Source organism: Gottfriedia solisilvae, assembly GCF_002128405.1.
GTDB lineage: Bacteria > Bacillota > Bacilli > Bacillales > Bacillaceae_G > Gottfriedia > Gottfriedia solisilvae.
Map to the genome: position 1 here is coordinate 352,278 of NZ_NETJ01000005.1, position 22,633 is coordinate 374,910.

Annotated in this window: 21 protein-coding genes; 11 read left to right on the plus strand and 10 right to left on the minus strand. The window is 34.6% G+C overall.

All coding sequences use genetic code 11. The features are described from left to right. Positions 1–10: 10 nt before the first annotated feature. Positions 11–904: an ATP-binding protein gene (locus CAB05_RS17780; protein ID WP_088002332.1), complete on the minus strand. Its 894-nt coding sequence runs from the start codon at positions 902–904 to the stop codon at positions 11–13. A gap of 419 nt (positions 905–1,323) precedes the next feature. On the opposite strand from CAB05_RS17780, the gene pflB reads away from it, so the two are divergent. The 3 genes from pflB (at position 1,324) to CAB05_RS17795 (ending at position 4,962) form a co-directional block, all read left to right on the plus strand. Next, complete coding sequence (gene pflB / locus CAB05_RS17785; RefSeq protein WP_088002334.1) at positions 1,324–3,549, plus strand: formate C-acetyltransferase; 2,226 nt, start codon at positions 1,324–1,326, stop codon at positions 3,547–3,549. A gap of 338 nt (positions 3,550–3,887) precedes the next feature. After that, positions 3,888–4,610, plus strand: coding sequence for a pyruvate formate-lyase-activating protein (gene pflA, locus CAB05_RS17790; RefSeq protein WP_088002336.1), 723 nt, complete (start codon positions 3,888–3,890; stop codon positions 4,608–4,610). Between the two features lie 163 nt (positions 4,611–4,773). Continuing rightward, on the plus strand, positions 4,774–4,962 hold the full coding sequence (locus tag CAB05_RS17795; protein ID WP_088002338.1) for a hypothetical protein: 189 nt from the start codon (positions 4,774–4,776) through the stop codon (positions 4,960–4,962). A gap of 221 nt (positions 4,963–5,183) precedes the next feature. Here CAB05_RS17795 and CAB05_RS17800 read toward each other — a convergent pair whose 3' ends face one another. The 4 genes from CAB05_RS17800 to CAB05_RS17815 form a co-directional block, all read right to left on the minus strand. Further along, on the minus strand, positions 5,184–5,309 hold the full coding sequence (locus tag CAB05_RS17800) for a YfhE family protein (protein WP_088002340.1): 126 nt from the start codon (positions 5,307–5,309) through the stop codon (positions 5,184–5,186). A gap of 71 nt (positions 5,310–5,380) precedes the next feature. Further along, positions 5,381–5,941: a GNAT family N-acetyltransferase gene (locus CAB05_RS17805; protein WP_088002342.1), complete on the minus strand. Its 561-nt coding sequence runs from the start codon at positions 5,939–5,941 to the stop codon at positions 5,381–5,383. 316 nt (positions 5,942–6,257) lie between these two features. Further along, positions 6,258–7,388, minus strand: a complete 1,131-nt coding sequence (locus CAB05_RS17810) for an amidohydrolase (protein ID WP_088002344.1) — start codon at positions 7,386–7,388, stop codon at positions 6,258–6,260. A 19-nt stretch (positions 7,389–7,407) separates the two neighbouring features. Beyond that, positions 7,408–8,304 (minus strand): TIGR01777 family oxidoreductase, encoded by an 897-nt coding sequence (locus CAB05_RS17815; RefSeq protein WP_088002347.1) that lies wholly within the window; start codon positions 8,302–8,304, stop codon positions 7,408–7,410. Between the two features lie 79 nt (positions 8,305–8,383). On the opposite strand from CAB05_RS17815, the gene recX reads away from it, so the two are divergent. Continuing rightward, positions 8,384–9,199, plus strand: a complete 816-nt coding sequence (gene recX, locus CAB05_RS17820; protein WP_088002349.1) for a recombination regulator RecX — start codon at positions 8,384–8,386, stop codon at positions 9,197–9,199. Positions 9,200–9,319: 120 nt separating this feature from the next. Further along, a complete protein-coding gene (locus tag CAB05_RS17825; protein ID WP_088002351.1) occupies positions 9,320–9,646 on the plus strand; it encodes a YfhH family protein in 327 nt (108 codons plus the stop codon). Positions 9,647–9,688: 42 nt separating this feature from the next. Here the strand turns inward: CAB05_RS17825 and sspK are convergent, their stop codons facing one another. Further along, positions 9,689–9,841: a small acid-soluble spore protein K gene (gene sspK, locus CAB05_RS17830; protein ID WP_088002353.1), complete on the minus strand. Its 153-nt coding sequence runs from the start codon at positions 9,839–9,841 to the stop codon at positions 9,689–9,691. Positions 9,842–9,960: 119 nt separating this feature from the next. Here sspK and CAB05_RS17835 point away from each other — a divergent pair, with 119 nt between their 5' ends. Beyond that, positions 9,961–10,233: a YfhJ family protein gene (locus CAB05_RS17835; protein WP_088002355.1), complete on the plus strand. Its 273-nt coding sequence runs from the start codon at positions 9,961–9,963 to the stop codon at positions 10,231–10,233. Between the two features lie 338 nt (positions 10,234–10,571). On the opposite strand, the gene CAB05_RS17840 is transcribed toward CAB05_RS17835, so the two are convergent. Beyond that, positions 10,572–11,546, minus strand: a complete 975-nt coding sequence (locus CAB05_RS17840) for a metal-dependent hydrolase (RefSeq protein ID WP_088002357.1) — start codon at positions 11,544–11,546, stop codon at positions 10,572–10,574. Positions 11,547–11,634: 88 nt separating this feature from the next. Between CAB05_RS17840 and mutY the strand changes: the two genes are divergently transcribed. Next, positions 11,635–12,735 (plus strand): A/G-specific adenine glycosylase, encoded by a 1,101-nt coding sequence (gene mutY, locus CAB05_RS17845; RefSeq protein WP_088002359.1) that lies wholly within the window; start codon positions 11,635–11,637, stop codon positions 12,733–12,735. A 19-nt stretch (positions 12,736–12,754) separates the two neighbouring features. Here mutY and yfhS read toward each other — a convergent pair whose 3' ends face one another. Further along, the gene (gene yfhS, locus CAB05_RS17850; protein ID WP_088002361.1) at positions 12,755–12,979 is read right to left on the minus strand and encodes a mother cell protein YfhS; all 225 of its coding nucleotides are present in this window, start codon (positions 12,977–12,979) and stop codon (positions 12,755–12,757) included. A gap of 125 nt (positions 12,980–13,104) precedes the next feature. Between yfhS and CAB05_RS17855 the strand changes: the two genes are divergently transcribed. The 4 genes from CAB05_RS17855 (at position 13,105) to CAB05_RS17870 (ending at position 16,590) form a co-directional block, all read left to right on the plus strand. After that, positions 13,105–13,314 carry a gamma-type small acid-soluble spore protein gene (locus CAB05_RS17855; RefSeq protein WP_088002363.1) on the plus strand — a complete coding sequence of 70 codons (210 nt, stop codon included), beginning with the start codon at positions 13,105–13,107 and terminating at the stop codon, positions 13,312–13,314. Between the two features lie 507 nt (positions 13,315–13,821). Then, on the plus strand, positions 13,822–14,079 hold the full coding sequence (locus tag CAB05_RS17860; RefSeq protein WP_088002365.1) for a YgaB family protein: 258 nt from the start codon (positions 13,822–13,824) through the stop codon (positions 14,077–14,079). A gap of 128 nt (positions 14,080–14,207) precedes the next feature. Continuing rightward, on the plus strand, positions 14,208–14,738 hold the full coding sequence (ntdP, locus tag CAB05_RS17865; protein ID WP_088002367.1) for a nucleoside tri-diphosphate phosphatase: 531 nt from the start codon (positions 14,208–14,210) through the stop codon (positions 14,736–14,738). A 97-nt stretch (positions 14,739–14,835) separates the two neighbouring features. Further along, the gene (locus CAB05_RS17870; RefSeq protein ID WP_088002369.1) at positions 14,836–16,590 is read left to right on the plus strand and encodes an ABC transporter ATP-binding protein; all 1,755 of its coding nucleotides are present in this window, start codon (positions 14,836–14,838) and stop codon (positions 16,588–16,590) included. A gap of 237 nt (positions 16,591–16,827) precedes the next feature. On the opposite strand, the gene CAB05_RS17875 is transcribed toward CAB05_RS17870, so the two are convergent. Together CAB05_RS17875 and CAB05_RS17880 are read right to left on the minus strand one after the other, a co-directional pair. Next, positions 16,828–17,925 carry an FUSC family protein gene (locus CAB05_RS17875; protein ID WP_088002371.1) on the minus strand — a complete coding sequence of 366 codons (1,098 nt, stop codon included), beginning with the start codon at positions 17,923–17,925 and terminating at the stop codon, positions 16,828–16,830. A 300-nt stretch (positions 17,926–18,225) separates the two neighbouring features. After that, positions 18,226–22,626 (minus strand): glutamate synthase-related protein, encoded by a 4,401-nt coding sequence (locus CAB05_RS17880; protein WP_088002374.1) that lies wholly within the window; start codon positions 22,624–22,626, stop codon positions 18,226–18,228. Positions 22,627–22,633 lie beyond the last annotated feature (7 nt).

A 22,633-nucleotide genomic window follows, 5' to 3' on the forward strand; every position in this document is an offset into this window, starting at 1 on the left:
TTCACTCATTTCAAGAAAGAAAATAACTTTCTGCTAGTTCACGTACAGTTTCTCGTTCAATATCGTCACTAAGCTTAGCGATAATTGTACGTTCAATCGCTCTTAGAACAGGGATATGAACTGATAAATCACATGCGTCAAGTATTCCTCTAATACTTGCAGCGTCTTCACTAATTCTTCCTTCAGTAGCAAGAGGGATTAAATCACTTGAGAAGCTCGTAAATTTGTTTAATAAATCCATGTCTTGCAATTCAGATTCATCCTTAAGAAGTTGAAGTAAAGATTCTCCGTTAATATATGGCACATCAATAATGACAAAACGATTTTTTAACGCTTCATTTAATTCACTTGTACCAACATATCCTTCATTAATTGCTGCAATAACGCGGAAGTTTTCATCGCCTTTTACTACTTCTTGTGTAAATGGATTAGTAATCATTTTACGGTAATCTAAAGCACCATGTAGTAGTGGTAAAGTTTCAGGTTTTGCCATATTAATTTCATCTATATATAACATATGTCCTTTTTTCATTGCTTTCATTAGTGGTCCGTCAATAAAGATAACTTCAGATCCGTTAGGTGTGGAAGAAATCGTATTGTAACCAACGATACCTTCTAAATCTAAATCAATTGAACAATTTATACTGTGCATTGGTTGATAAAGTAATTTTGAAAGTGTTTCTGCTAAGACTGTTTTTCCACTTCCAGTAGGTCCTTTTAATAAAATATTTTTGCCAAGTAATAGCGCAGTAATTGCATCTTCTAAAATTGTAGAGTCTTGGGATACATATTGTTTTGTACCAATTAGTAATTGTTCATCTTGTAATACTTTTTGTAGTTGATTTTTATATATAGTATTTAACTTCTCGTTAATTGAATTAGAAAGATTGATTTGTTTATTCATAGATACTCCTTTTTATTTAAAGACACTGTTAAAGAAGAATGTTGACTTCCTCAGAATGTTCTCTTACTTTCAGTTATTTTATACTAACCATATTATTATCACATATTTTGTTTGTGAATGTCTTGTCTACGGAAAAGACGGGGGTTTTTATAATACAGATAATATGTTTTGAGTATAACAGTTTAGGTAAGAACTTTAAAGTTTTGGAGAATGAATTAAATAAGGTAATTCTTAGTAAAAACGATTGGAGTAGAATAAATCGTTTTGTATAAGGTATTTTAATTGAACTTGCTCAATATTTCACAATATATACAAAATCTAAGTGATAGAAAATTAATATCATATGGTAAATTAAGTGTGTAATCTGTTATACACATTGTGAGCTTTCTGTATTAATTCGAAAGAGGAGGAGTAAAGGGATGAATCAATGGAGACTTTTTGAAAGTGGACGCTGGGAAAAAACGATTGACGTAAGGGATTTTATTCAATTAAACATTAAACCTTATATAGGAGATGAGACATTTTTAGCAGGTCCAACGCATGCAACAAAAGAGCTATGGGATCAGGTACTACAATTATCAAAAGAAGAGCGCCAAAAGGGTGGAGTTTTAGATATGGATACGAAAATTGTATCAACTATTACTTCGCATGGGCCAGGATACTTAAATAAGGAGTTAGAAAAAATTGTAGGAGTTCAAACAGATAAACCATTTAAACGATCTCTACAACCATTCGGGGGAATTCGAATGGCAGAAGCAGCTTGTGAATCCTATGGTTATAAAGTTGATGATGAAATAAGTAAAATATTTACTGAATATCGAAAAACACATAATCAGGGTGTATTTGATGTGTACACGAATGAAATGAAAGCGGCACGTCGTTCAGGGGTTATTACTGGCTTACCAGATGCCTATGGTAGAGGCAGAATAATAGGAGACTATCGTAGAGTTGCATTATATGGAATAGATAGATTAATAGCTGATAAAGCGAATGCTTTGAATATGACGAGTAGTGTCATGTCTGAAGAATTATTAAGAGAACGTGAAGAAGTAAATGAGCAAATCCGAGCTTTGACAGAATTAAAACAAATGGCTGCAAAACACGGATTTGATATTTCAGAACCAGCTTCAAATGCAATTGAAGCATTTCAATGGTTATATTTCGGCTACTTAGCAGCAATTAAAGAACAAAACGGTGCCGCGATGAGTCTAGGTAGGGTTTCTTCATTCTTAGATATTTACATTGAAAGAGATATGGAGGAGAACCGTTTAACTGAAATCGAAGCTCAGGAATTAGTAGACCATTTTGTTATGAAATTACGATTAGTAAAGTTTGCTAGAACACCAGATTATAATGAATTATTTTCTGGAGACCCAACATGGGTAACGGAATCGATTGGCGGAGTTGGCATTGATGGCCGCCCACTGGTAACTAAAAATTCATTCCGTTTCTTAAATACATTAGATAATCTTGGTCCAGCACCAGAGCCGAATTTAACAGTACTTTGGTCAACGAACTTGCCTGTTGGATTTAAACAATATTGTGCAAAGATGTCTATAAAAACAAGCTCAATTCAGTATGAAAATGATGACATTATGCGACCAGAGTATGGAGATGACTACGGAATAGCCTGTTGTGTTTCAGCAATGACGATTGGGAAACAGATGCAGTTCTTTGGTGCTCGAGCAAATTTAGCCAAAGCATTATTATATGCCATTAATGGAGGTATAGATGAGAAATTAAAAGTCCAAGTTGGGCCAGCTTACGCCCCTGTTTCTACAGAGTATCTTGACTACGATGAAGTAAAATCTAAGTTTGATATTGTATTAGACTGGTTAGCAGGCTTATATGTAAATACATTAAATTGTATTCACTATATGCACGATAAATATAGTTACGAACGCATTGAAATGGCTTTACATGACCTTAGCGTAAAACGAACGATGGCAACAGGTATTGCTGGCTTATCAGTTTGTGCAGATTCATTATCTGCTATTAAACACTCAAAAGTTAAAACGATTCGTGATGAAAATGGAATCGTTGTCGATTTCGAGATTGACGGGGATTATCCTAAATATGGAAACAATGATGATCGTGTTGATGACATTGCGGTTGAATTAGTAAAAAGCTTTATGGCGAAAGTGAGAAAACACAAGACGTATCGCAATGCAGTTCATACAACTTCAGTCTTAACGATTACTTCCAATGTTGTATATGGCAAGAAGACAGGAAACACACCTGATGGTCGTAGAGCAGGCGAACCGTTCGCTCCAGGTGCAAATCCCCTACATGGCCGAGATACAAAAGGTGCATTAGCATCGTTAAGCTCAGTTGCAAAGTTACCTTATGAAGATTCACAAGATGGAATTTCAAACACATTTTCAATTGTACCAAATGCTTTAGGAAAAGAAGAAAGTACGAGAACCCTCAACTTAGTAGCCATGCTAGATGGATACACAGAAAAGGGTGGACACCATCTCAATGTCAACGTATTCAACCGAGAAACACTCCTTGACGCAATGGAACATCCTGAAGAATATCCACAACTAACAATCAGAGTATCTGGATACGCAGTTAACTTCATAAAATTAACCAGAGAACAACAAATCGACGTCATCAACCGAACATTCCATGACAGTATGTGAAATAGAAAAGTGGAGGCGACTGTTCAGCTCCGACAAGCATAAGACACAAACCAATAAAGGTGCTTTTTACCTTTAATGGGGTTTGGCTTATGACTCGAGGAGCTAGGAGGCGGAACTAGACAATAAGAAAAGTGGAAGGCGTTCGCTCAGCCCCGACAAGCATAAGGCAAGGACCAGGTAAGGTTGCTTTTTAACCTTAACTGGGCATTGACTTATGACCTCGAGGGGCTAACGCCTGGAACTAGACAATAAGAAAAGTGGAGGCGACTGTTCAGCTCCGACAAGCTTAAGACAAGAACGAGTAAAGACTTAAACATCCAAAAGAGGTGAATGGTTAAATGGTGGGAAACATCCATTCAATAGAAACCTGTGGAACAGTTGATGGACCAGGAATTCGTTATGTTGTTTTTACGCAAGGTTGTTTATTAAGATGTCAGTATTGTCATAATGCAGATACATGGAATATTGGTGAGGGTAAGGCTGTATCTGTTGATGAGATAATGAAGGATGTAAAATCGTATATTCCCTTCATGAAAGCATCGGGTGGAGGAATTACAATCAGTGGCGGAGAGCCATTATTGCAACTTGATTTTCTTTTAGAGTTACTGAAAGAATGTAAAAAAGCAAAAATTCATACAACGATTGATACATCAGGTGGTTGCTTTAGTTTTGATCGTTCATTTCTCGATCCATTAGATGAAGTATTGAAATATACTGACTTAGTATTATTAGATTTAAAACATTTTGATTCAAAAAAACACATTAAATTAACGGGTAAACCAAATGAACAGATTAAACAATTCGCTTTATATCTAAATGAGAAAAAAGTTCCAATATGGATTAGACATGTACTTGTTCCAGGTATTACGGATACTCCTGTGGATTTACAAAATCTAGGAAGCTTTATTAAAACACTTAATCATGTCGAGAAAATTGAAGTACTACCGTATCATCGATTAGGCGTTTATAAATGGAAGGCTTTAGGACTGAAATATCCATTGGAAGAAGTTCAGACACCTTCCGAGGAAAGTGTAAAATTAGCATATAAATTATTATCATAAAGAATATCAAACCGAAATAGTTTGAGATAGCTAATCTTCATGATTAGCTTTTTCTTTTTATATAGGTAAATGACTACTATTTATTCACAACCCTTGAATATACTGATGGAAATACTATTCAGTTTTTATCGTATATGAATAATTCGAAAAAAGGGTGAATTGGGTGAATGAATATCGAGTTTCTTGGTACATTTTGATTGATGAAAAAGGTGGAGTAGAGGGACGCTCTTTACTTAGAGGAGATCCAGATCATTTTGATGTTGTACTAGCTACTTTTAAAGAGAAGTTAAGAAAAGAATATAATGTTAGACAATCCTCGATCTTTATATTAGATACAGTAGAAATGAATTAGTTCATTATTTTCCAAATTTAATGTAATGAATACAAGTTTTCAACCATATAATATTTTCCATGAAGGATAACGTAGAGAAACGAAAAGGGTCAACCGTAAGAATAATATTGTTCAGATAAATTTTGTATTTTTTATGAATGATTTTATGTAGAAACGATCTATAATTCATTATTTAAATATAATAAAAGGGCTTCTTGATTTAGAAGCCCTTCATCTCAAAATTATTTGCCAATACCATTATATTTATAACCTGCAGCACGGTCTGCTCTCTTAAACTCTTTTGCATATAAAACTTCCTGTGTAGCACTTAAATATTTTCTAGTTTTATCTTGCTTTCTCTTATCCACAATAAACACCTCGCTAAGTTATAAAATCCTTAGTAAGTCTTGCCATTTCTTGTGGAGGATATACAAAAAAATTATGCTTCTTTTAAGTGAGTAACTTCAAGCTGTTGATAATCTTCACGTAATGTATGCAATAAATAGTTATCTTTTGTAATTTCAAATAAATCATAGATTTCTTCGTTTTGATTGATCTCGTTATAAAGGCATGAACGTGTCTCATTAGCTAATGTTGCATATGGTAGTTTGCTTGCAGCATAATAAGAGCGTTTATTAACCTTACGAATGCGCATAAAAATAGAGTTTATTCCTTGTTCATGAAATAACTCGTGGAAGAATGCATCCTTAGCTGGTTTATTATATCCCATTCCATGGTAGGGCTTGCCCAACCATGTGCCTAAGAAACCATAACCGTCTTCAATATCATGTAAAGAAATATTTCCAATCGGATTACCCCATTCATCCATAATCGTTCTAGAGATCATTTTACCTTGTTCTTCTAGTTCGATGGCTTGCCTTGTGATAAATAAAAATTCTTCGTAAGAATTCGCTTTATGGCGCACAAAAGGAAAGACATCAGGATGCGCCATTAGTTCAAAAAGTATAGAACAATCTTGTAAATCTCGCTGTTTTAGCATCTCTACTCCTCCTAATAATAGGGGTAGCGAAAAAAGGTTACGCCACCCGCGAAATTTTTGTGAGGACAAACTTTTGACGTTTTGTCCGTTGAAGTACATTAAAATATTGAAAAAATTTGAAATAATGTTTTAATGCACCCTAAAATTTCGGGGTGGGAATCGAACCCACTAGGACCAGCGAAAACTGGTGGCTCACCATTTGCCTTTCCCGTAAAAAATACTATATGAGAATAGTGTTTAAGACTATCTATTTTATAAATCACATAAAATCTTACTTTAATATAATAAACTATTTTTTTCAAATTGCAAACAAATTTTATTCGAGGTTTTTATACACAATTCTACCATCTATGACAGTTAATAATGGCTTAGCCAAATAGTGAAAAGGATGGTGTGACCATAGTACAACATCGCCATCTTTTCCTACTTCTAAACTACCGATTCTATGGGATAAATTTAGATTTTTAGCAGGATTTATTGTAATGGCTTTTAATGCTTCTTGTTCTGATAAACCTTCTCGAACTGCAATTGCTGCACATACATTTAAATACTGGATTGGTGTATAAGGGTGATCTGTCGTAATAGATACACTTACACCAGCATCAGCAAGAACTTTGTATGTAGACCAGGATTTATTCTTTAATTCGATTTTTGAACGTCTCGTTAGTGTTGGACCTACACACACTTGAAGGTCACGATTCTTAAGATGGTCAACAATCAGATGACCTTCTGTACAATGTTCAATTCGTATATCTAAATTAAATTCATCACCTAAACGAATAGCTGATAATATATCGTCGGCTCGGTGAGCATGTATTCTAACTGGGATTTCTCTATTTAATGCCTTAAGGATTGGTAAAAATCTAAAATCATCAGGGTTATGAGTGTTTTTCGCTTCATAAAATGCCTCACGAAGCATCCCCATTATTCCCATTCTAGTAATTGATTCTTTATTTCCATTGCTATGAATTCGTTTCGGGTTTTCCCCAAATGCAATTTTTAGTCCAGAAGGCTCTTGGATAATCATTTCATCGATATTAGTACCATATGTTTTAATTGTACAAGTTGTGCCACCGATGACATTTCCACTGCCAGGCATGATGTGAGCAGTTGTAATACCATGTTGTCTAGCATCACTAAATGCTACATCTAAAGGCAAAATTCCATCTAAAGAACGAATATGTGGCGTAAGAATGTCGATCGTTTCATTTGCATCATTACCAGCCCATCCTGTTCCTTCATCGTAAAGACCTAGATGAGTGTGCACATCAATAAATCCTGGAAATAGTGGCTTTCCCGAACATTCTATAACAATCGTTTGGTCTTCTAAAACAGATATCTCAGGTGCAATTTCTTTTATTTTCCCATTTTCAATATAAAGGTCATGATTGTACAAAACCTGTGAAGTAATAGGAAAAATAGTTGCGTTTTTAAATAATAAATTCATGATAAATCCTTTCAAAAATCTATTTTAAAGTATAATCTAATGCATCTTTTAAAGATGTAAATTGAAAGTTATAATTAGTTTGTATTGCTACTGTTGGTGAAACTTTTTGACCTTCTAAAATCAACATACTCATTTCTCCTAGTAACATTTGAAGTACAAATTCAGGTACCTTTAGCAGGTTTGGTCGTTTCAGACTTTTTGAAAGTATTTTGCTGAACTCTTTCATTGTTACGGGAGTTGGTGATACGAAATTCATTGGACCATGAATTTCCTTGTTTTCAATGGAATGAACTATTAAACCTACAACATCTTTCAGATGGATCCAAGACATCCATTGTGAACCACTACCAATTGGGCCTCCGATAAACAACTTATAAGGCAAAATCATTTTGGGAAGTGCGCCACCTTCTAAGCCTAAAACAATTCCAAATCTAGCTAATACAGTACGAATACCTAATTCTTCTGCTTTTGTTGCAACGTTCTCCCAAGTGCGAACAGTTGTAGCTAAAAAGTCAGTAGATTTAGGCTTGTCATTCTCTGTAAAAGTTTTAGTTTCTGAGGTACCGTAAAATCCGATGGCACTTGCGTTAATAAGCAGGTTTGGCCGATGGGCTTGTCTTTCTAGCCACGTAATTAGTTTTGACGTAGATTGTATACGACTTTGTAGAATTTTGTCTTTTACAGAATTCGTCCATCTACCACTGTTAATTGATTCCCCTGCCAAATTAATAACTACATCGATTGGTTCGTCAAAAGAATTTGAAGTTAACTGTTCCCAAGTAATAAAAGTAACTTGTGGGATTTGCGAATCAGTATGACTTCTCGTAACAACATAACAATGATATTCTTTTCGTATTAACTCTTTTACTAAAAGAGACCCAATAAAACCAGTACCACCTGTAAGAAGAATATTCATCCATTCATCTCCTTAATTCATCATATGATATTATTTTTTTTATGTGTATAATAAATCGAAAAAATTTTAGAGGTAATTTATGACTATTATAACGAAAATCCAAGTGCAAAAACTAAATAAAGAACGTTTTAATATTTACACTGATAGCGGAAAAGGTGAGGAATATTCATTTAGTGTTGATGCTGATACACTAGTGAAGTTTAATTTAAAAAAAGGTATGTCCTTTGAACAGTTTGAGTTAGAAGAAATTATACATGCTGATCAATTAAGAAAAGCGTACTTAGCTAGTATTGTATACTTATCTAGAATGATGAGAACTAAAAAAGAGATTGAACAATATTTACTTAAACAAGAACATACTAACGATACGATTGAAACAACCATTATGAGATTAGAAGAAGAAGGCTATATAAACGAATCAAAGTATGCGGATAGTTATGTACGAACTTCAGTTAATACATCATTTAAAGGACCGACAATTATTCGAAATGAATTATTAACAAAAGGTATAACGAATCCAGTAATCGAAAATAGTTTGAAGCAATATTCGATGGAATCACAGGTCGACCATGCAATGCAGCTTTGTCAAAAAAAGATTGCATCATATAATCGATATTCTACAGCTCAAAAAAAGATAAAATTAGAAGACCTGTTAAGACGTAAAGGTTTTTCTACTTCAATTATTTCAATTGCAATTGAAGAAACAAATTATGAGAGTGATGAAGATGAAGAGTTAAGTGCTTTACTGGTTCATGCACGTAAAGCGAAAAGGAAATTCGACGGTTTAAGTGATTGGGAATATAACCAAAAAATGAAATCAGCCTTATTTCGCAAAGGGTTCTCAATCGAATTGATTGAAAGGGCTCTGCAATTTTTAGAAGAAGAAAATGAATAATTGAATACTGAAAGGTTGATTAATATAATTTTTCGTTATGAAAGTGACCTTTCTTCTTTTTGCTTTAGAATGATATTGGTATAATAAAACTAACTTATTTTTAGTCAGAGGAGTAAATAAATGCAAATCCCAAAACGCTATAGTGACTTAACGAAGGAAGAATTAATTCAAGAAATCAATGATTTAACCAATCAAGCTAGAAAAGCCGAACAAATGGATATGATCAATGAGTTGGAAGTAATTTTACGTAAAAAAACAATGGCTCAATCATATTTATTAGATCCAAATGAATTTATTCCTGGTGAACAATACGAATTAATAGAAGAACCTGGTGTTATATTTGCAATAACTTATATGAACGGTATTTTTGCATGGGGATATAAAAGTACAAGTGAAGAAGAAATAGGAATTCCAATTTCTTTATTAAAGAAACCAGGGAAAATGTAACCCCTGGTTTTCAATTTCTAATTTTAATTAATCAATTAATGATTACTCTTGATTACTTTTAACCATACGCTCTTGTGGATTTGTATTAATAGTCCCATTTGGTCTGATAGATGCATTTTTGGATTTGTAATCAATTCCACCATCAATTTTCATATCATGTTTCTGTTTTGAAAATCGTTCACTTTTAGTTGTCAACGTAAAGCCCCCCTAATAATAAAAGCTAACACGATGATATGAACCATCACCATTATGATGACCATAATGAGTGCATATAAAACGAATGACACAAGTTTAAATATTGGAAGGTGTAATTTATGGAGAAATATTTGGAGCAGTTAACAGAATTACTTTTAAAAGAAAATAGTCACTTAACATATTCACAAGCAAAAGTTTGGGTAGAATGGCTTTGGGAAGATTTTGAAGCAACATACGCAAAAGCAGGAGAATATCATGGTGAACAAATGTCAAAAAAAGTTGTTACTCAGTTTATTTACCAGTACGGAAAATACCTGCATGAAACTGAACTAAAAATTGCGAAGCCACCTGGTTATCATATTGAAGAGTCAAAAGATAATCGACTTCATTAAAAAACGTTAGAGAGTTCCTAGTAGGACTTTCTAACGTTTTTTTATTGTAAGTTTTATGCTTGTCGGGGCAGGGCGAACGCCTTCCACATTTCAGTATGTCTAGTTTCGGCTCCTAGCTCCTCGAGGTCATAAGCCAATGCCCAGTTAAGGTTAAAAAGCAACCTTATCTGTTCATCGTCTTATGCTTGTCGGAGCTGAACAGTCGCCTCCACTTTTCAGTATGTCTAGTTCCAGGCGTTTGCCCCTCGAGTCATAAGCCAAAGCCCATTAAAGGTAAAAAGCACCTTTATTGGTCTTTGTCTTATGCTTGTCGGGGCAGGGCGAACGCCTTCCACATTTCAATCCATTTTCAATTTTTTTTGTAGTTTTTTTTCGCTGAATATCCAGCCTGTAAATGAGCTGATGATGTGGTGGTCATAGTCGAATTTTACGACGGCTACAAATGGGTAGTATGTGTCGGTTCGATATCTTAGGTCGATTAGTCGAAGTTCTTTATGATCATCGTGGCCGATTAGTTCCCATATATATACAGGTGAAAACGCTAAAAAGGATTTGACGTTTTCGTCTTTAAAGGCTGCTTTTACATCTTCAATAACTGGTAATGGAATTCTTTTGAATTCATCATGTATTGTAAAATTTCTTTGTTTAATTTTACCAACGTAATGATGTGTATCTGTACTTGCGACAATATGATAATGAGTGTATTTTATAGAAGGCGATACATAGACATGCTTCGCTTTAGGTAGTTTATTGTAAACTGTTTGTATGACGATTCGTTTTTGTCGATATCTAAATGCGTAATAAAATACCATGAAAATATACAAAAGTATACAAATTGGGCCAGCTTTAAAATGAAATATTACAAACGGTACGCCGATTAAATGAAGAACGAATATAAATGGATCGAAAGTATTGATTATTCCAAAGGCAATCCATCGATTAGAAAAGGGCCTTAAGGCTTGGGTACCATATGCATTGAATAAGTCGACAAACACATGGACACTTACGGCTATAAAAGACCAAAATAAGAAGATGCCAAAGTGGTCACGGTGATTAAATAAAGTCATTATAATTGATAACGCTAAAGTCCAACCAATAACAGCTGGAATTGAATGTGTAATTCCGCGATGGTGCTTTAAGTATTTTGCATTGTTTCTTAATTTAAGTATTGTGTCGCTGTCAGGTAATTGAGATCCAATAATGGTTGTAAGTAATAATGCATTTGTTAAGTGTGGGTCATTTAACACAACAGGGCTTAATGTTGCTAATCCTCCTAGTGTAAAACCCATTACAAGATGAGTGCCAGTATCCATTTGGTTCCTCCCTTTGCTTACCTTAGTTATTTCTTTAGTATAAACAACTGTTAAAATATATATAGACGTTATAGAAAGGTATTAAAATATGAATAGTGATTTACAGCATACATTAGAAGTTTTCCCAAAAAATGATTTTAAGAATAATTTAGTTAATTGGTTTTTAGCTGAACAAAGAAATTTACCTTGGAGATTAAATAAAGACCCGTATAGAGTGTGGGTTTCAGAAATCATGCTCCAACAAACGAGAGTTGAAACAGTCATCCCTTTTTATAATAAGTTTATGCAACTGTTCCCTACAGTTGCAGATTTGGCGAATGCTAAAGAGGAAAAAGTATTAAAGGCATGGGAAGGCTTAGGGTATTACTCTAGAGCTCGAAATTTACAATCTGCAGTAAGAGAAGTTCATGAAGTATACAATGGACAAGTACCAAATACACCTGAAAATATAAGTAAATTAAAAGGTGTTGGACCATATACTGCTGGTGCAATCCTAAGTATTGCATATGGAATTCCAGAACCGGCTGTAGATGGAAATGTAATGAGGGTCCTTTCTAGAATTTTAACAATTCGAGAGGATATTGGCGTTCCTAAAAATCGAAAAATATTTGAACAAGCAGTGAGAGCTTTAATTAGTCATGAAGATCCGTCAGCATTTAACCAAGGGATGATGGAATTAGGAGCCTTAATTTGTACACCAACGAATCCTGCGTGTTTGTTATGTCCAGTTAGAGAGCAGTGTATGGCGTTTGAAAATGGATTAGTGAACGAATTACCAATTAAGAGTAAAAAGAAAGCACCAAAACAAGTTGAACTTGTAGTTGGTGTAATAAAAAACAAAGAAGGTAAATTTTTAATACAGCAAAGACCGCAAACGGGGCTTTTAGCTAATATGTGGGAATTTCCTACTGCTGAATTAAAATCAAATTTACTTTCTAAAGGTGATACATTAGGATTTTTCTTAAACGAAGAATATAAGATAGAAGTAGAAGAGCTAGCATATCATTTTAGTATCGAGCATGTATTTACACATCTTGTATGGAAAATTGACGTTTATGTAGGAAATACCATAAAAGAAAGTAATTCATTAACAACTCACAAGTGGGTTTCTCTAGAAGAGTGTAAAGACCTACCATTTCCTGTCGTGCATCAGAAAATTTATCAACAAATAGAAAAATCCCAGCTCTAATGAACTGGGATTTTTTTGTTCAATCATAAGTAGGGCGAGTACCATGGCCCCAATCTGCTTCACTTCTGTGCAAACCGCCTCGAGATTCAATTTCTTTAATAATCTCTTTTTGCATTGAATTACCTTCAACATTAAGATAACCAGTAATTTGTTGGAAAGAGTGATGGAAATATTCAAGTTCACTATCTTTCCACTCTGTTTTTGGAGTCATTGATAATTCAGAAAGATCTCTTCCTACATACATATTCATACCCCCATTTTTTTATATAGTTTTCCACGGAAGCATTTCATTACTCAAAAAAAGAAGGTAAATTTTTTTACATATTTCCTTGAGGATTGGTAATCATATTATTCGTGGAGGTGATAAACATGGCAAACAACAATAACAATCAAAATTTCACTGCAGGTAAAACTGCAACTGGAACTAACATTGGAAAAGTGAAACAACAAAACCAACAAGGTTTTGGGCAAGAATTTGCTAACGAAGCTGCAACTGATGTACAAGCAGTAAGACAAGCAAATCAACAATCTGCTCAAAAAGCTGCTACTAAAAACTTTGGGCAACAAAACCAACAATAATGAATGAAAATTACTAGAGGTGCGCTGTGGATGAATGAAAGTAAGTGTGAGAATCTTACTTTAGTTTGTCTACCTGCTTGATGTGATATCATGCAGTCTAGTGGAATAAAAAAGTCTTTATAAGAAGACACCCAAGACACCCTTTACGTAAGGGTGTCTTCAGACTGTTGACAAACGCTCGCTTTCTTCGTTGCTTCGCCTGCTTGCGGTGCTCATTACCGTTAAAGGTAACTCTGCTCCTCATCCGGCTTTGCGCCTCGAAAGACAAACGTTTTCAATCAGTCTGATTCTCTTAGTTTTTGTACTTTGTCTACAAACTGAAGACACCCTTTACGTAAGGGTGTCTTTTTATATGAGCGAGCTTTGTATTTTTCACCTCAAAAAAATCTCCTTAAAGAATAATTCATTCAATATTCATATAAAAGTCAAATATCGCCAAATGTAGTCAAAGGGATTATGTTAGTTTTCAAGAAATAGTGTAATAATGAAATAAGGATGGTGAATGGTATGCAAGTATTCGACGAATTGGTTAGTCGACAACTACAAACTATGGATCAATTAATTAAGATTCAAGAAGAAATTGAACGATGTCAAGAAATTGAAAATCAGCTTTTTGAACTAGAGGATTTATCAAAATTGTCTTCCATTCAAGATGAAATTCATATAATGAGAACTGAATTAAAAGCAATCCAAAACACCTTTTTATTACAAACTCAGCAAATTATTAAGTCTTTTTCAGAGGAAAAAAAGCTAGCCTTAAAATAATTTTTTGCGCCATATGACCAAATTGCACTCCCTTTTGTTTAAAAATGGAAGAGAACTAGTTATAATAGTAAATGTAAAGTATAAATAAAGTGTTGAAATGCGTCCACACTAGAAAGAAGGGAGAACATATGAACGTTCCCAAGCCGGGAGAAAAAATTCAAATACATAGCTATAAACATAACGGACATATTCATCGTATATGGGAAGAGACAACCATTTTAAAAGGGACGCAGCAGTTAGTAATTGGCGCAAATGATCGCACACTTGTAACTGAATCGGACGGAAGAACATGGGTTACACGAGAGCCTGCAATTTGTTACTTTGATATGGATTATTGGTTTAATGTTATTGGGATGATTAGAGAAGATGGAGTTTATTATTATTGTAATGTTAGCTCACCGTTTGTCTTCGAAGATGGTGCCATAAAGTATATTGATTATGATCTTGATATTAAAGTATTTCCAGACATGACTTACGTGCTGTTAGACGAAGATGAATATGAAAATCATCGACAAGAGATGAATTATCCTCCGATTATTGACCCGATCTTAAAAAAGAATTTGGGCTATTTAAAGGAAATGATTCATCAACGAAAAGGGCCGTTTGCCTCTGATTTTATTGATAATTGGTATGAACGTTTCTTAATGTATCGTGATTAATTAAAGCTGTTGAGCGGACAATAACTATTGAGGTAAACCTCAAAGTAAGTTATTAAGCTCAACAGTTTCTTTTTGTAAGGTTGAATGGGGGAGTAGTATGGGAAGTATAAGACGTTATTTAAAATTTGTGAAGCCCTATCGACTTCATATCTTTTTAACAATTGGAATTGGAATTATTAAGTTTGGGATACCGCTTATTTTACCTCTTTTACTGAAATATGTTGTAGACGGAATTATTAATACTTCTGATGCTTTAACGACTAAAAGTAGCCACCTTGCTTATGCAATGATGATCGCTTTTGGCGTATTTGTTATTTTAAGACCACCGATTGAATATTTTAGACAATACTTTGCACAGTATATTGGCAGCCGGATTTTATTTGATATAAGAGGTCATTTGTTTAATCATTTGCAAAGACTTAGTCTTAGATATTATGCGAATGCAAAAACAGGTGAAGTCATTTCTAGGGTTATTAATGATGTGGAATCTACAAAAGACTTTGTCATAACTGGGCTTATGAACGTTTGGTTAGATTTAATTACGATCCTTATCACAATCGCAATTATGTTGACAATGGATGTGAAGTTAACATTAGTATCATTAATTGTTTTACCTTTTTACACAATTGCAGTTCGATACTTCTTTGGGCGTCTGCGATTATTAACAAGGCAACGTTCGCAAGCATTAGCTGTCGTACAAGGTTTTTTAACTGAGAGAATTCAAGGGATGCAAGTGACACGTAGTTTTGCATTAGAAGAGTATGAGAGTGATCTATTTAAGGAAAAAAACGGAGAGTTTTTAGATCGCGCATTAAAACATACTAGCTGGAATGCAAGAACATTTACAATTATTAATACACTGACAGATATTGGTCCACTTTTAATTATTGGATTTTCAGCGTATCAAGTTATTCACAATCAATTAACACTTGGGGAAATGGTAGCTTTTATTGGATATATTGATCGTTTATATGATCCACTAAGACGATTAGCGAACTCATCAACAACATTAACACAATCGTTTGCATCTATGGATCGAGTATTTGAATTATTTGATGAAAAATATGATATCGTGAATCGAGAGAATCCAATTGAAGCAAAAAAATTGGAAGGGCAAATTTCATTTGATCACGTATCATTTCGTTATAATACAAATGATGAAGAAGTTATCCAAGATGTATCATTTAAAATTGAACCTGGTCAAAAAATTGCTCTTGTAGGCTCAAGTGGTGGTGGAAAATCATCATTAGTTAGCTTAATACCTAGATTTTACGATGTAACCAATGGTTCAATTGAAATAGATGGTATTGACGTGAGAGATTATGAATTAAAAAGTATGCGTGAAAAAATTGGGATCGTATTACAAGACAATTTCTTATTTAGTGATACGGTTAAATCGAATATTCAATACGGTGATCCAACAGCAAGCGAAGAGGAAATTATTGCAGCAGCTAAGGCTGCAAATGCACATGATTTTATCATGAGCTTACCTAATGGTTATGACACATTAGTTGGTGAGAGAGGTGTCAAACTTTCTGGTGGTCAAAAACAACGTGTTGCAATTGCTCGAGTATTTTTGCGTAATCCTTCCATACTTATATTTGATGAGGCAACATCAGCTCTTGATTTAGAGAACGAAAAATATATTCAAGATGCGATTCAAGAACTAGCCAAAAATAGAACGACGATCTTTATTGCTCACAGGTTATCAACAATCACACATGTAGACCAAATTGTTTATATTGATCAAGGGCATGTTGTCGAAATTGGTTCACACGAAGAATTAATGGCGAAAAAAGCAGCATACTACCATTTATTTGAGATTCAAAATTTAGAAAATAGCACAGTTTAATAAAGACATTCAATAAAAATAGAAAAGCCTCCAGTAATTGGAGGCTTTAATTTGTAGACAAAGTATAAAAACTAAGAGATTCAGACTGATTGAAAACGCTTGTCTTTCGAGGCGCAAAGCCGGATGAGGAGCGGAGTTACCTTTGACGGTAATGAGCACCACAAGCAGGCGAAGCAACGAAGAAAGCGAGCGTTTGTCAACAGTCTGAAGCCTCCAGTAATTGGAGGCTTTTTGTTATTACATTGTCTCTTGTTGCTCGACTTGTAATTGATATTCTTTGTGATAAGTTTGATGGCTATCTACAAGAGTGTTTAAATGTTCAACGTTCTCACTATATTCTAGAATGGCAGATACAATCTGAAATAAATGTAACCAAGTTTTCTGGGTTTCCTGGTCATTTAAATCATGATGATCAAAAAATGCCTTCATTAATTTATCTTTCAAGATAATTTCTTCTTTATGAAGCGGAGCAGAATGTTCTAAATTCACTTTTCCGATTAACTTCATAAGCGCATGTTCATGGTATTGCATTAAACATGTTAATTCATTTTTCATCAGTTCTTGGAATTCCTTAGGACTGACATTTATTTCATATTCTAATCGATTGAATGCCTTTAATGTATCAAAAGCACAATCTGCAGTTTGAAGCATTTGTCTAAACAATACAATTTTACGCGATTTTTCATGTTCTTTTTTCTTTCGTCCAATAAAGATAATTCGATCTTCTTTATATAATCGATAGATTTTTGTAACATTTCGCATGATTTCTTTTAGTTGGTAGATATCTTCTTTTAAGCCTGAATGACTGACAGTTTTGTGTAAAGCCATCATCATTAATTTATTTGTTTGTTCTGTAATAGAGATCATGCCACGAGATAACTTTTTCTCATAGTTCGGTGGCATTAAAAAGATATTAACAAATGAAGCTGCAAATACACCAACCATTACTGCCATAAATCGATCAAATGTAAATACTGCAAAGTTTTCATTAATTGTGCTAGTTTCCATGATCACTACAACCGTTACTAGTGCAGTGGCAATTGTATTTTCAAGTTTTAGCTTCAAAGTAATAATAATGACCATAATACAAGTAAAGCCTATAATAACAGGATTGTTTCCTAGAGTCATCACGGCGATAATGGCAAGAAACGCACCAATTATGTTTGCTTGAAGTTGTTCAATTAATGTTTTGTATGATTGATTAACAGAGGATTTCATTGCAGAAATAGCTGAGATACCTGCAATTGAAGCAGCTGTTATATCAAAAAATATCGCGCTATAAATGGCGAGCATAATGGCTATACCAGTTTTTATGACACGCGCTCCTAATCTCATTGTGTGCTCCTTTTGTTTGTCTAGCTCTAAGAACTTGTAATTATTTAAACATTGGACATTTAACTTTCATACTATGAATCTACTTATTATTAAATGTCGGTCACTTCCTGAGAATATATTGATTTTTTTGAATGATTTTATTCTCATAAAAGTAAGCTCTTGTAACTATACAATGAACTATAAGCTTTATCAATAGAAATTTATCAGTAAATGTGTTATTTATTTGAAGGCGAAAAATAACAAATATTATGCAAACAAAAAAGAAGCGTTAGTAATAAACGCTTCTTTTTTTATTTCGTATTACTCAGTTGAAACAGATGGATCTGCTTGCTCTTTTTTAGGAACGATTCGTAAGAAGTTTTGAGAGATATCTTCTAGTAATGATTCAACAAATTGTGCTTCATCAGTTTGGTTATGTTGCGATAGCAGAGTTTTATATTGTTCAAGTAATTCATTAATATCTTTTTTACTATTTTCATCAATAGATAAGACACTTACACTTGCGCCTTTCGCCATACGATTTAAGTATGCTTCTTTTGTAAGTCCTAATTCTGGAGCATTCCTTACGTAGATAACGCCACCAGTCATACCAGCACACATCCATGGACCTGGATCTCCAAGCACTATTGCACGTCCACCAGTCATATATTCGAATGCGAATCCGTTAATGTTTGCATTTGCTCCAAGTCTTACTTTTTTAGATGCTGATACAGTATCGTGATGACGGCCACCGATAATTACATCTGCACCCGATAGGCGGATACCAGCTCGTGAGTCCGCATTTCCTTGGATGAAAAATTGTCCTTTTTGAGCACCATAAGCAAAGCATTTACCAACGGAGCCACCAAAATATTGACCATTTGCACCTTTTGCTTTGCTGATAAAAATTGTACCTCCAAAAGCAGTTTTTGCAACACCATCTTGTGCTCCACCTTGAACATAGACTGAATAATCTTCTACAGTGTAAGTACCTAAGCCATTTCCAGGGATCGATTGATCTTCAAAGCTAAGCTCAACTGGTGATGTATTACCATTTGTTTGTTTTTGAACGACTAAATCATGAATTAGTAAGCTGCCAGCATGACGATATTCATTATCGACTTTTGCATATGCACCAATCCCATTACTTTGTAGTGACTTAGCAGATTCACCATCCGACAGAACATATTCTTTATCTTCAATTTGGACAGTTGATAAAAGATTGTTCAAGTTTAGTGTATCGACAAATCTAGTTTGTTTTAAATATTCAGTTTTTCCTACAAGGTCTTGTGCTTTACTAACCCCTAAAGCACCAACAATTTCTTTTAGCTCATCTTTAAAAGCGGTGAAGAACTGTACTAAATTTGAAACAGCAGTTTCTAATTGTCTTGGCGTAAATTTTCGAAGACCATGACGTACAGCTTCAATTTCTGACTCAATTTGTGTAGCAATACCTACATGACATGTATCTAAATGACAGCCACGACAAGTAGTACATCCAATAGCGATCATAGATAAAGTTCCAAAACCGATGCGGTTAGCACCTAAAATCATCATTTTAACTACATCGTTTACACTTTTCATTCCACCATCTGCCCAAATTTCTACTGAACTACGAAGTCCAGATTCTAAAAGGGCGTTGTGAGCAGCGCGTACACCAATTTCGACTGGGAGACCTACGTTTTGAATTGCATGTACTCTGGCAGCTCCTGTTCCACCATCAAAGCCACTAATATTAATAAAATTTGCACCTGCTTTTGCAATACCTACTGCAATTGTTCCAATGTTTGGCACAACAGGAACTTTTACAGCTACTTTGGCATTAGGATTAACAGCCTTAATTTCACTAATCATTTGAGCTAAATCTTCAATTGAATAAATATCATGATTATTTGAAGGTGAAATTAAATCTGAACCAAGTGTTGCATGTCTAGTTTCTGCAATCTTTTTGGTTACTTTTGAAGCTGGGAGATGTCCGCCTTCACCAGGCTTTGCACCTTGCCCAATTTTTATTTCTATTAAATTTGAAGAGTGAAGCAAATGCGCATTTACACCAAATCTACCTGAAGCAACTTGTTGACCTCGTGTGTTTGGATATTTTCCAATCATATCTTGGATTTCTCCACCTTCACCATTTAAGCTAATCATGTTTAGACGATTTGCACCTTCAGCATATGCTCGGAATGCAACTTCATTCTGAGATCCAAACGACATCGAACTAATGATAAAAGGTAATGAATGAGACCCAACTTCTAACGAAACTTGCTCAGAATGAATTGGTTGGTTACTTTCAACGAAAGACAATGCATGACGGACTGCCGTAGGACGATCTTCTTCAATTTGATTTAATTTTTGTCGATAATTTTCATAGCTTCCAGTTTGCGCTGTTTCACCAATTGCTTTCCAAATACGAGGGAAAACGTGAAAAGGTTTATGCAATACTGAGCTATTTGACGTGTAATCATCGTAACGTTTCTTTGAATCTATTTCTAATGTGTTAAATCCAGCAGTATCTTGATCTCCAAAGAAGTTAACAATTCCAAGTGCTGATGCAACATCCTCGTGTAATCCGATACTACTAAACATTTTCGCGTAGCCTCTTAATTCATGCATACCAATGGTAGATATAACTTTTTCAATCCCTTTATTTAATACATCATAAAGACTTACAATTTTTTCAGGTGCGTCTAATTCAGAAACAGTACCGAATAGGAAGTAAGGATTAATCGCATCTGCCCCTAAGCCTTTCATCACCATTAAATCATGTAGATTACGAACCGACGCGGTTTTTAACACAATCGAGCAGTCTCTTCTTAATCGAGCGTTAACTAATCCATTATGAATGGTACTAGTAATTAATGCAGGATCAATCCAATACTGACTATTTTTATGGGCTTCTTCATCGGTAATGATAATACATTCTACGCCATATTTAACGGCTTCAATTGCCTCGAATTTATATTGCGACAAAGTCTCTTCTAAAGGTAAATGAGAAAATGTACTATGAATAATCGAAAGTTTCGCATTTGATTGATATAGACTCATAATTTCTTCGTATGAAATCTGATTACGTTTTGACTTTAATGTGGTACCTACAAAACCATCACCAATAATTGGAGAAGGAAGCTGAAGAACCAAGCCAGATTGTTTTTCAATAATAGATGGCCTTTTCCCTAATAATACAGAAGTTGAAAAGTGCTCAGTTTCTCGGTCCCTATCAATTGCTGGATTCGTTACAACTGCTACAGTTTCTTTCATATAATCTGCTAAATTTCTTCTGCCTTCATCTAAACAAGCTAAAGGAGCATCGTGACCTAATGAACGGATTGGCTCAGCACCTTTTTCAGCCATTTGCTCGACCAATTGTATTTGCTCTCTATGCCAACCGAAAGCACCATATTCAAACGGCTGAATTGACGGGGGAGCTTCCTGGGTAGCTTCGTTTATATTCGCAAGGCTATTTGAAAGGTTCAAATTTAATTTGTCGTTTAATTTTTCTGTAACTACCTTTACCAGTTCTTGGTGAGTTAATAGCTGAGCTGTTTGATCAGTAAGGTTAATGCCAATTTTTTCACCAGGTGAAAGCGCGTGTGGTTCAGCAGTAAATGATTCAGGAGAAAGAATCCCTTGTTCAGATGAAAATACATAGTGATCTTCTGTTTCTAATAGCCAAACAGGTCGCAATCCTAATGCATCAACACTAGCAACGAATTCATTACCTTCTCTTGTCAATACACCAGCAGGTCCTTGGCAATATGGTCCAAAAGCGCTTCTGATTTTATGATAAATTTTAGCGTATTCTTCGTCTGCTTCAAATTCGGCAGGTACTGGAGGAAATAACAATTCCATTGATTCCTTTAATGAATACCCATGCTTGTGAATAAGTGTTTCCAATGTGATATTCACATCTTGTGAGTCACTATTACCGTTTGTAATGCTTGCACCAATTTGTTTAGCTTCTACTCTCAATTGTTCAATTGTGTTAATTTCTCCATTGTGAGCTAGTATGCTAAAAGGTTGAACCCTAGAAAATGAAGATGTTGTATTTGTGGAATAACGGTTATGACCAACTACTACAGATGATTTGAAATTAGGATGTTGTAAATCAGAATAATAAGCAATTAATGTATCAATTGTACCCATTACTTTATAAACGCATGTAGATTGGCTTAATGAAACGACCGTAACATGAGACAGTTGTTCATGAATGATATTTGATAGATCAAAAAGTGAAGTATTAGTACGATTAGAGATTGGAAGTAATGCTACTTGTAAAAATTCAGGTTCTACGGCTTTTGCAATTGGACCTAGAGACAAAGAGTTTGTTTGATGATGACTATGATAGAGAGTTTCGTAACCATTTTCTTCAAATAGTTGAAGTAATGTTTGTTTATGTTCCTCTAATTTATCATTTAAAAAGAAATGCCCAACTGTGAATGATGGGTGAGAGACAACCTCTGAACTGATCCCTACACTTGCAAGTTTTTCCTCCCAAAGTAGAGTAGGGATATCTGTCTGTAATCCAACGCCATCACCTTCTCCATTTGTAAATCCGGCGCGATGATTCATCTTTCTAAGGCTCTCAGCGGCAATTTCAACAGTTTCTCTCGTCTGAGATAAAGATCGATTAACGAAAGCAACAATCCCACAAGCGTCATGCTCATGATTGTGGAACTCTCTAAATGTACTCGGTGACCACGGTGTTTTAGCTTGATTTTTCATGAAATTA

Excerpts from the sequence above, each read along its gene's own strand:
- CAB05_RS17780 (WP_088002332.1), bottom strand. The coding sequence starts at position 904 with ATGAATAAACAAATCAATCTTTCTAATTCAATTAACGAGAAGTTAAAT.
- pflB (WP_088002334.1), top strand. The coding sequence starts at position 1,324 with ATGAATCAATGGAGACTTTTTGAAAGTGGACGCTGGGAAAAAACGATT.
- pflA (WP_088002336.1), top strand. The coding sequence starts at position 3,888 with ATGGTGGGAAACATCCATTCAATAGAAACCTGTGGAACAGTTGATGGA.
- CAB05_RS17805 (WP_088002342.1), bottom strand. The coding sequence starts at position 5,941 with ATGCTAAAACAGCGAGATTTACAAGATTGTTCTATACTTTTTGAACTA.
- CAB05_RS17810 (WP_088002344.1), bottom strand. The coding sequence starts at position 7,388 with ATGAATTTATTATTTAAAAACGCAACTATTTTTCCTATTACTTCACAG.
- CAB05_RS17815 (WP_088002347.1), bottom strand. The coding sequence starts at position 8,304 with ATGAATATTCTTCTTACAGGTGGTACTGGTTTTATTGGGTCTCTTTTA.
- recX (WP_088002349.1), top strand. The coding sequence starts at position 8,384 with ATGACTATTATAACGAAAATCCAAGTGCAAAAACTAAATAAAGAACGT.
- CAB05_RS17825 (WP_088002351.1), top strand. The coding sequence starts at position 9,320 with ATGCAAATCCCAAAACGCTATAGTGACTTAACGAAGGAAGAATTAATT.
- CAB05_RS17835 (WP_088002355.1), top strand. The coding sequence starts at position 9,961 with ATGGAGAAATATTTGGAGCAGTTAACAGAATTACTTTTAAAAGAAAAT.
- CAB05_RS17840 (WP_088002357.1), bottom strand. The coding sequence starts at position 11,546 with ATGGATACTGGCACTCATCTTGTAATGGGTTTTACACTAGGAGGATTA.
- mutY (WP_088002359.1), top strand. The coding sequence starts at position 11,635 with ATGAATAGTGATTTACAGCATACATTAGAAGTTTTCCCAAAAAATGAT.
- yfhS (WP_088002361.1), bottom strand. The coding sequence starts at position 12,979 with ATGTATGTAGGAAGAGATCTTTCTGAATTATCAATGACTCCAAAAACA.
- CAB05_RS17855 (WP_088002363.1), top strand. The coding sequence starts at position 13,105 with ATGGCAAACAACAATAACAATCAAAATTTCACTGCAGGTAAAACTGCA.
- CAB05_RS17860 (WP_088002365.1), top strand. The coding sequence starts at position 13,822 with ATGCAAGTATTCGACGAATTGGTTAGTCGACAACTACAAACTATGGAT.
- ntdP (WP_088002367.1), top strand. The coding sequence starts at position 14,208 with ATGAACGTTCCCAAGCCGGGAGAAAAAATTCAAATACATAGCTATAAA.
- CAB05_RS17870 (WP_088002369.1), top strand. The coding sequence starts at position 14,836 with ATGGGAAGTATAAGACGTTATTTAAAATTTGTGAAGCCCTATCGACTT.
- CAB05_RS17875 (WP_088002371.1), bottom strand. The coding sequence starts at position 17,925 with ATGAGATTAGGAGCGCGTGTCATAAAAACTGGTATAGCCATTATGCTC.
- CAB05_RS17880 (WP_088002374.1), bottom strand. The coding sequence starts at position 22,626 with ATGAAAAATCAAGCTAAAACACCGTGGTCACCGAGTACATTTAGAGAG.